The organism is Mesorhizobium sp. M0983 (assembly GCF_040318975.1).
Classification (GTDB): domain Bacteria; phylum Pseudomonadota; class Alphaproteobacteria; order Rhizobiales; family Rhizobiaceae; genus Mesorhizobium.
In genome coordinates this window covers 1-7,455 of the sequence record NZ_JAMYNH010000051.1, presented here as the reverse complement: position 1 = coordinate 7,455, position 7,455 = coordinate 1, and the positions used below count along the sequence as shown (strand labels likewise).

At 60.9% G+C, this 7,455-nt stretch carries 6 protein-coding genes; 4 read left to right on the top strand and 2 right to left on the bottom strand.

The genetic code is table 11. The features are described from left to right. The first annotated feature begins 575 nt into the window (after positions 1 to 575). Entirely contained in the window at positions 576 to 1,604 is a 1,029-nt protein-coding gene (locus NKH71_RS33145) for an IS110 family RNA-guided transposase (protein WP_352896588.1), read from the top strand. A gap of 228 nt (positions 1,605 to 1,832) precedes the next feature. Here NKH71_RS33145 and NKH71_RS33140 read toward each other — a convergent pair whose 3' ends face one another. After that, positions 1,833 to 3,002, bottom strand: a complete 1,170-nt coding sequence (locus tag NKH71_RS33140) for an IS256 family transposase (protein WP_502900460.1) — start codon at positions 3,000 to 3,002, stop codon at positions 1,833 to 1,835. Here NKH71_RS33140 and NKH71_RS33135 point away from each other — a divergent pair. The 3 genes from NKH71_RS33135 to NKH71_RS33125 all read left to right on the top strand — a co-directional run bounded on the left by NKH71_RS33135 (position 2,989) and on the right by NKH71_RS33125 (position 4,760). Further along, on the top strand, positions 2,989 to 3,150 hold the full coding sequence (locus NKH71_RS33135) for a hypothetical protein (protein WP_167391251.1): 162 nt from the start codon (positions 2,989 to 2,991) through the stop codon (positions 3,148 to 3,150). The two genes, NKH71_RS33140 and NKH71_RS33135, sit on opposite strands and share 14 nt — an antisense overlap. A gap of 470 nt (positions 3,151 to 3,620) precedes the next feature. Next, positions 3,621 to 4,265, top strand: coding sequence for a hypothetical protein (locus NKH71_RS33130; protein ID WP_352896584.1), 645 nt, complete (start codon positions 3,621 to 3,623; stop codon positions 4,263 to 4,265). Between the two features lie 207 nt (positions 4,266 to 4,472). Next, the gene (locus NKH71_RS33125) at positions 4,473 to 4,760 is read left to right on the top strand and encodes a hypothetical protein (RefSeq protein WP_352896582.1); all 288 of its coding nucleotides are present in this window, start codon (positions 4,473 to 4,475) and stop codon (positions 4,758 to 4,760) included. Between the two features lie 106 nt (positions 4,761 to 4,866). On the opposite strand, the gene xopAG is transcribed toward NKH71_RS33125, so the two are convergent. Then, positions 4,867 to 6,312: a XopAG/AvrGf1 family type III secretion system effector gene (gene xopAG, locus NKH71_RS33120; protein WP_352896591.1), complete on the bottom strand. Its 1,446-nt coding sequence runs from the start codon at positions 6,310 to 6,312 to the stop codon at positions 4,867 to 4,869. Between the last annotated feature and the right edge of the window lie 1,143 nt (positions 6,313 to 7,455).

The window sequence follows — 7,455 nt, the reverse complement described above, 5'->3', positions numbered from 1 at the left end:
CCAGAACCCGGCCTGTCCCCGCATCCGTCTCCTCCCGGCAAATCACCCGCCGATTGAATCAGAAATGCGCCGAAATGGGGAGGTTCTTCGAGGCGTCCAGATGCGCGACCGCATTCGCCGCGCCGTCCCGCATGGCCGCGCCCTCATGAACGGAGGGTACAAAGAGTTCCTCACTTGAAAAGTAGTCCGCCCTGTGCGTCAGCCGGCGAATAGTTCGGAGCCAAAACCCGGTCAATACCGGTTCGCCCGGTCAACATGGCAGCGAACGACATTGCCGGTGCGGTCTGGTTCAAGCGTCTGTCGAGCCGCGAGGCAGGTTCGGCATTGTCAGATAGCCGACAATGTCGAGTACACGCAAGATCGTGTCCCAGGGAGTGGTGTAGCTGACGGCTTGGTCGCCGCGCTCTCCGGCAAGGGGCCGGGCTGATCAGCGTGCCACGGCTGGCAGGCTGATGAGCGGATCATCGCTCATTTGGCTGATGGTTTCCAGATGGGGTGGATGCCAGCCTTCTCCGACGGCATCGCAATGTGCCAAGTTTGTGGTGTTAGCGCCACGCAAGGAGAGGCAGGCATCCATGGAAAAGGTTACCATCATCGGGGTCGATCTGGCAAAGAACGTCTTTCAACTGCACGGGGCGGCAGCTGACGGATCAGTCGTATTTCGCAAGAAGCTGTCGCGCTTGCAGTTTTGCAAATTCATGGCGGGTCATCCGGCATGTGTCGTGGCGATGGAGGCGTGCGCCGGTTCCCATTATTGGGCCCGCGAGATGGTCCGGCTTGGCCATCAGCCGAAGCTGATTGCACCTCGCTATGTCAAGGCGTTCATCAAGCGGCAGAAGAACGACGCAGCGGATGCGGAGGCGATCGTCGAGGCAGCGCAACGGCCAACGATGCGCTTCGTCGAACCGAAAACCGAGGAACAGCAGTCTCGGTCCATACTGTTTCGCACCCGGGAACAGCTGGTCAATCAGCGCACTGAGTTGGTCAACGCATTGCGTGCGCACCTTTATGAGTTCGGCCACATCGCGCCGCAGGGAATTCGTTATCTGAACCGACTTGAATATTTCGTTGAGGACGAGCACGCCAATTTGCCTGATCTGGCCCGCGAAATCTGCCGCGATCTGCTGGACCGGATCTACCAGCTAACTGGCCGGATCGACGCACTGAAGAAGAAGATCGATGCTCTGTCGAGGGAAGCTGAGGCATCTCGGCGCTTGCAAACCATGCCTGGCGTTGGCCCAATCGCCGCACTGGCGATCGAAACTTTTGCGCCCCCCATGGAGACGTTCAAATGCGGCCGTGGCTTCGCCGCCTGGCTTGGGCTCGTGCCGTTGCAGAAATCGACCGGCGGCAAGCAACGACTAGGAAAAACCTCGAAGATGGGCCAATGCGATATTCGACGCCTGCTCATCATTGGAGCCATGGCTGTGGTCCGATGGGCATCGCGGAAGGGCGCGCCCGAGGGCTCCTGGCTCGCGCGCATGATGCCGAAGAAGCCGCGCATGCTCGTGGCCATTGCGCTGGCCAACAAGATGGCGCGTGGCATCTGGGCCATGCTGACGAAGGAAGAGGATTACCGGAATCCGGCAACGGTGCCTGCATGAGCATTCAGCAGCACACCTGAACCGGGTCCGTCGGGGATGTGAGGAAGGCCTGAACCGCATGGGCAAATGATCGATCAGATCGGGGTCAGGAAACCAGAATGACGCACCGAGCCTCGCGCTCGCTTTCTAGATTTGGACCTGATCCGCGTATCACCATACCGGCCCGCGGCACGTCATGGCCGCAACTCAAGGCCTGACACAAGACCGCACTCGATCACGTTCAAAGGTTCAAAATCTTCCTTGCAAAACGGCTGGCATCCACACAAGCGTCATGTACCTGGCGCGCTGCACGGCCCATTCGTCGTTCTGTTCGAGCAAGATCGCGCCAACCAGGCGGACGATGGCGTCATCATTTGGGAAGATGCCGATGACCTCGGTGCGCCGCTTGATCTCGCCGTTGAGGCACTCGATCGGGTTGGTCGAGTGCAGCTTGGCGCGGTGCTCCTTGGGGAAAGTCATGTAGGCAAGCACGTCGGGCTCGGCGTCGTCCATGATTGTCGCCAGCTTCGGCACCTTCGGCCGGATCTGGTCGGCGACGGCGCGCCATTGCGTGCTTGCGGCCTCGGGCGTTTCCTGGGCGAAGGCGGTGGCGATGAAAGCGGAGACGACGCGGCGCCCGCTCTTGCCGGCATGGGCCAGCACGTTCCTCATGAAGTGGACGCGGCACCTCTGCCATGTCGCGCACAGCACCTTGGTGACGGCCGCCTTGATGCCTTCATGGGCATCGGAGACGACGAGCTTGACGCCGCGCAGGCCGCGGCGGGTCAGCTTGCGCAAGAACTCCGTCCAGATCGGCTCGGCCTCAGACGTGCCGACCTCCATGCCCAGCACCTCGCGCCGGCCGTCCGCGTTGACGCCGACAGCGATGATGACGGCGACCGAGACGATGCGGCCGCCGCGGCGCACCTTCAGGTAGGTGGCGTCGAGATATGGCCAGTCGCCCTCGATGGGTCTTTCAAGGAACGCTTTGACCTTGCCGTCGATCTCTTCGCACAGCCGGCTGACCTGGCTTTTGGAGATGCCGCTCATGCCCATGGCCTTGACCAGGTCGTCGACCGAGCGGGTCGAGATCCCCTGGACGTAGGCCTCCTGGATGACGGCGGTCAGCGCCTTCTCGGCCATGCGGCGCGGTTCTAGGAAACCGGGGAAATAGGAGCCCTTCCTGAGCTTGGGGATGCGCAGCTCGACGGTGCCGGCGCGCGTCTCCCAGTCGCGCTCGCGATAGCCGTTGCGCTGGGCCGTGCGCAATGGGCTCTTCTCGCCATAGGCGGCGCCGGTGGCGGCCCCAACCTCCAGTTCCATCAGCCGCTCGGCGGCAAAGCCAATCATCTCGCGCAAGAGATCGGAATCAGGAGTCTTCTCCACGAGCGCGCGCAGGTTCATCATGTCGTCGGTCATCGATGGTTCCTTCGAATCAGGTTGGTGTCAGCAACCCGACCTTACCGGCGAACTGTCGATGACCACCGCAAAGCCGCTCGCTCGCTACAGCGCTATCGAGGGCGCGCTCGCGAGCGGCTTCGCTACCGCCGAGCTACACCACCTGTAGGGACGCGACCGTACGCAACGTAAAGGAAGCTGACTCTCGGGTGTTTTTGAACGCTTTTTGCCTTGGCACGGAACATGCACACTATTCAGCAAAACGCACCGACTGAGTGGTCATGAGAGTCTCTGACTTACGCCACCTCCCAAGGCGTACCCGGCCCGGCAGGAGCTCAGTCTCCTGCCGGGCATACAGTTCAGACGCTCGTGTTCAGAACTTCAAATGCGGGTCATGCAAAGGCGAACCACCAGTCAGACGCCATGCACGCTATCGATTCAGGGAGGTTCGAAGTGGGATCGGATGACTCACCAGCGGCTGCAGGGGGCGGACGGTTTCTAGAAAAGGCCGAGATCAGGACCGTCTTGGAGGAGTCCGCAAAAGGCGTCGTCGCATCCGCGACCTATGTGGGCTGCTGCCATGAAGAACCTGGCCCATAGTGCACCCTTTGATTCGGAGGATAAACAGGAAATAACGTCATGATCCCAAAGAACGGTAACTTCAGCCCGGCGCCCCGGGCTTTCCCGCAGGCCCTGACGGGGCTCAATCCACCGCCCGCGGATCCGGTTAGCACGATCGGACTGGCCAGCTTTCCAGACAACGTGCCAGCGACGGATGGGCCCTCGCCGCAGAAGCCCTGGGGCACCCTCGGGGAGCAGTTGCCGGAGACAAGGTGGGAGTTGGCGGAGTCTTCGCTCACCTTGGAGGAGGACTTTTCCGGACAGGCATGGCGGATTGTCGCGCAGTTCAGGGGAGACCTGCCGCCAGCGAGCCCGGACGAACACGATGCGCCCACTCGCGCCGGCAGCCTTGTTGTGCCGGCGGATGAGGACGCGGCCAGCGCGACATATCCGCAAACCAACGCGCATCCGCGGCAAGACCTCTCGTTGGCCGCTATGGACGAGGCTCTGCCACGGGAGGGGGTACAGCAGCTTCTGGAGCTCTCCCCGCAGCCCCTTGCCGGCCCAAGCCACAGCACTGCAGGGTTTCCCGCCGTCGACGGGGGAGCACGTGAAAAAGCGGAAGACTACGAGGAGGCCCTGGGCATCCTCAGGAAGCACTTGCCGGAGACGTTTTTTGGGGTGCCGAAGTCTATGCTCGCCGAGGGGCGGGGACTATTGTGAACGGGCATGGCGGATGGTCGAGCAGTTCCGGGGAGACCCGTCCTCAGCGAAGTTTGGAGAGGCGACAGGGTGGGAATGCGAGATGGCGCAGCAGAGGAACGGATATGACTGCGGTGTATCAGTGCCGGCGGCCACACACGAACTGGTGACCAGACTTCCGAGAGCGCATCGCTGGATTTTCGAGACGTCATCGCCGATCATACGGCGTTGCTGGCGCGGCACGGGGCGCAACCGGCAATCGCCTTGGAGGAGAGTCATACGGAGGCGCGGTCAAGCTCGAAAGGGAAACGCCGGGCTCGCAGGGCCGGCAGCGCCTGGGAAAACGGGGAGGCGCTGGCGGAACTCAAGTTCGGCGGCGACACGTTCGGCAAGGGCGACATCCTCAAGATCATGGGCAATGAGGGGGCGGCGCAGGCGGTGCCGGCCCTGCTGGAAAAGGCGGAGGCGCTGGCTAAGCTGGAGTTTCGGAGGCGGACAGAAGCTCAGCAACGATGATATCGTCAAGATCGTAGGCCAGGCTGGCGCGGCGCAGGCGGTGTCGGCCCTGCTGGGCAACGAGCGGATGCGCTGGCTAAGTTGAAGTTCAGCGGCGACCCGAAGCTCAGCAAGATGATATCATCAAGATCCTAGGCAAAATCGGCGCGGCGCGGGCGGTGCCGGCCCTGCTGAAAAGCGCGAAGGCGCTAGCCAAGCTGGAGTTCAGCTGCGGCCACAAGCTCAGCAAGGATGATATCGTCAAGATCCTGGGCACCGCTGGTGCCGCCCAAGCAGTGCAGGCTTGCTGGCTAAGGCGGAGGCGCTGGCTAAGCTGGAGTTCAGCGGCGGCCAGAAGCTCAGCAACGATGATATCGTCAAGATCCTTGGCAATGCTGGTGCCGCCCAGGCGGTGCGGGCCCTGCTGGAGAGCACTGACCACTTTAAGAATATGCCTAAATCGGATGTTTTGGCAGCGGCGGGCAAACCACGAAACGCTGGCGCCGCAATCAGAAAGGTTCCTGCCACCATAATACTCTTGCGCTGCCTTGCGACAGACGTTCGAGTAGAACGCATCTGCATCCTCGAGCGGGTACCCAGCGCCCGCGAAACAGCCACGCGCTACCTCATGGAGCGTATGCCGGATCGAGCTCGTGTCGTCGTATACCGCGTGGAGACAGGATATGATTACAATGATCTCTTCCTTTGAGAGACGTTGCTGTCCGCTCATCAAGCGTGCATGGTTGATGCAGGCCACGGCGTTGGCGCATGAGCAATCCTCGAATCCGTTGCCCTTCTCATTCAATTTGAAGTGAGCAATAGGTAGGTTCTTCATGTCTGCAATTTCTCTTTGGTTCAGATCCTTGACTACCGCGGGATCGTAACCGGATCGCATCTCCTGAAGCCGGGTGTCGAGTTTGTGCAGCCACGGCCCCGCCAAGCTGGTGTTGCGCTTCAGCAGGTTTTTGTTACGTTCTTCGAACATCAGAGACGCGTCTAGCTTTTCGGTTTCCGCCATTGACATCAAACCGTGCTCGGCGAGGGTCTTCATCACGACCTTCTCCGCATGTCCCCAGTGCGCCTCCGCAGCGTAGAGTCGCCTGAAGTTTAAGATGGTCTGGCCGGCCGCGAACTGGGCCTCTTCGCTAAGCGCGCAATCTTTATCGAGCAGCGCCTCGAGCGTGTCGGCGCACTGCTTGAAAGTTAGGCCGTTTTTGCTTTGAAAGGCATCCCGGAAGTGCTGCCCGCCCTTGTTCACGAAAGGCTGAGTGGCCGATCTCGAGGTGTACCCATAGGCGCCTGTGTCCTCATTGAGCACACCCGTCAGCGCATATTTGTCCTTTTCATCGTATAGAGGGCTCTTCGTCAGGTCCGTTTCTTTCGGCATCTGGGGCGGCCTGTACTTGGTCACGCACTCGTCCTTCACAAGATGGCCCTTCATGCAGGCTAGGTTCAGAATCAAAGACCGGCGGGCCTGGGGAGAATCCGCCAAGCGCGCGACGTGCACGCGGGTCGCCGCCCGGTAGTCGATCATGGTTGCGAACTGGTTGTCACCGAAAGCGCGGATTGGAATGAGGGGCCGCCCATTTCAGCGCTGAGCTTCCGGGCTGGCGGCGTGGTAGCACGTGTAGTACTCCCTCGCCTTCGCTTGGGCGGTGCAAAGCCGGTGGTTGCTGGTAAAGCTTTTTCCCATCATGCAGCGAGGTGGTGGAAAGGGGAAAGTCATTGGCAATCTGATCGTAGACGCAGCCCGCGCCCGCCAGGCACAAGCCGAACTTCACCGCGCGCGCAAAAGATTTGATCCATCGCCCGTTCCGCCCCCACTGTCCTTTCTATCTCCACTCTCTGGCCAGTCTGGATTCCTCGCAGGTGGGATTGCCGTACTCCGGGAATAAAACACAGCATGTGAATGAACCGCTTCGTGGAACGCAGGCGTTGCCCTCGGGGGCCCCGCCAGTCCGTCAACGAGCCGACGGTCTAACGCTGAAAAGCCGGTTAGCTAATTATTCCCAATTCGCATCTCACCGCTCCTCTATCAATGCTCATGATGCAGTTTCAATGCCATCCCGGGCATGGCGCCATGTTCTCATGTGTGCTTTCGAAGCCGACGAGCCTCAGAATGATTCGCAATGAGACTTCCGCACGTCGACCAGCGTTTGCTGCAAAATCGGCCACTCCTGCGTCGCTTCGATCATTGTTCATTTCACTGCCACGGTGATCGCGATCAGCCGGAGACCGCGAACACTCGTTCTGAAATAGAACGCCGTCTACGCGCTCCTGCACCCCCGCGACGTTTCGAGATGGACGTGCTCTCAGAGCATTCGGGCAGCAACGGAAGAGCCGAGGCAAGTCGCTCTTGCGGGCAGGCGGCAAGGTGGGGCATCAGCGAGGCCCGCCGTACACAACAGACTGCAGCCGATGACCGTCACCGCAGTAGACTCCGTTATACTACTGAGGTCGGTCCCGGCCGATGAAATGGCCGCCCAAGAGGCTCTGCAAACGTATCGGCTGCACCGGCAGATCGAACTCACCTTGAAGCAGCACACGAGCGGAATGGGCCGCCATAAGCTTCCCGCACGCGACGGCCGCTCGCCCGAACCTGGTTCATGGCCCCATCTGGACGCCTCGAAGAACCTCCCCATTTCGGCGCATTTCTGATTCAATCGGCGGGTGATTTGCCGGGAGGAGACGGATGCGGGGACAGGCCGGGTTCTGG

Bases quoted from the DNA above. Each gene is read 5' to 3' on its own strand.
- NKH71_RS33145 (WP_352896588.1), top strand. From the start codon at position 576: ATGGAAAAGGTTACCATCATCGGGGTCGATCTGGCAAAGAACGTCTTT.
- NKH71_RS33135 (WP_167391251.1), top strand. From the start codon at position 2,989: ATGTCGTCGGTCATCGATGGTTCCTTCGAATCAGGTTGGTGTCAGCAA.
- NKH71_RS33140 (WP_502900460.1), bottom strand. From the start codon at position 3,002: ATGACCGACGACATGATGAACCTGCGCGCGCTCGTGGAGAAGACTCCT.
- NKH71_RS33130 (WP_352896584.1), top strand. From the start codon at position 3,621: ATGATCCCAAAGAACGGTAACTTCAGCCCGGCGCCCCGGGCTTTCCCG.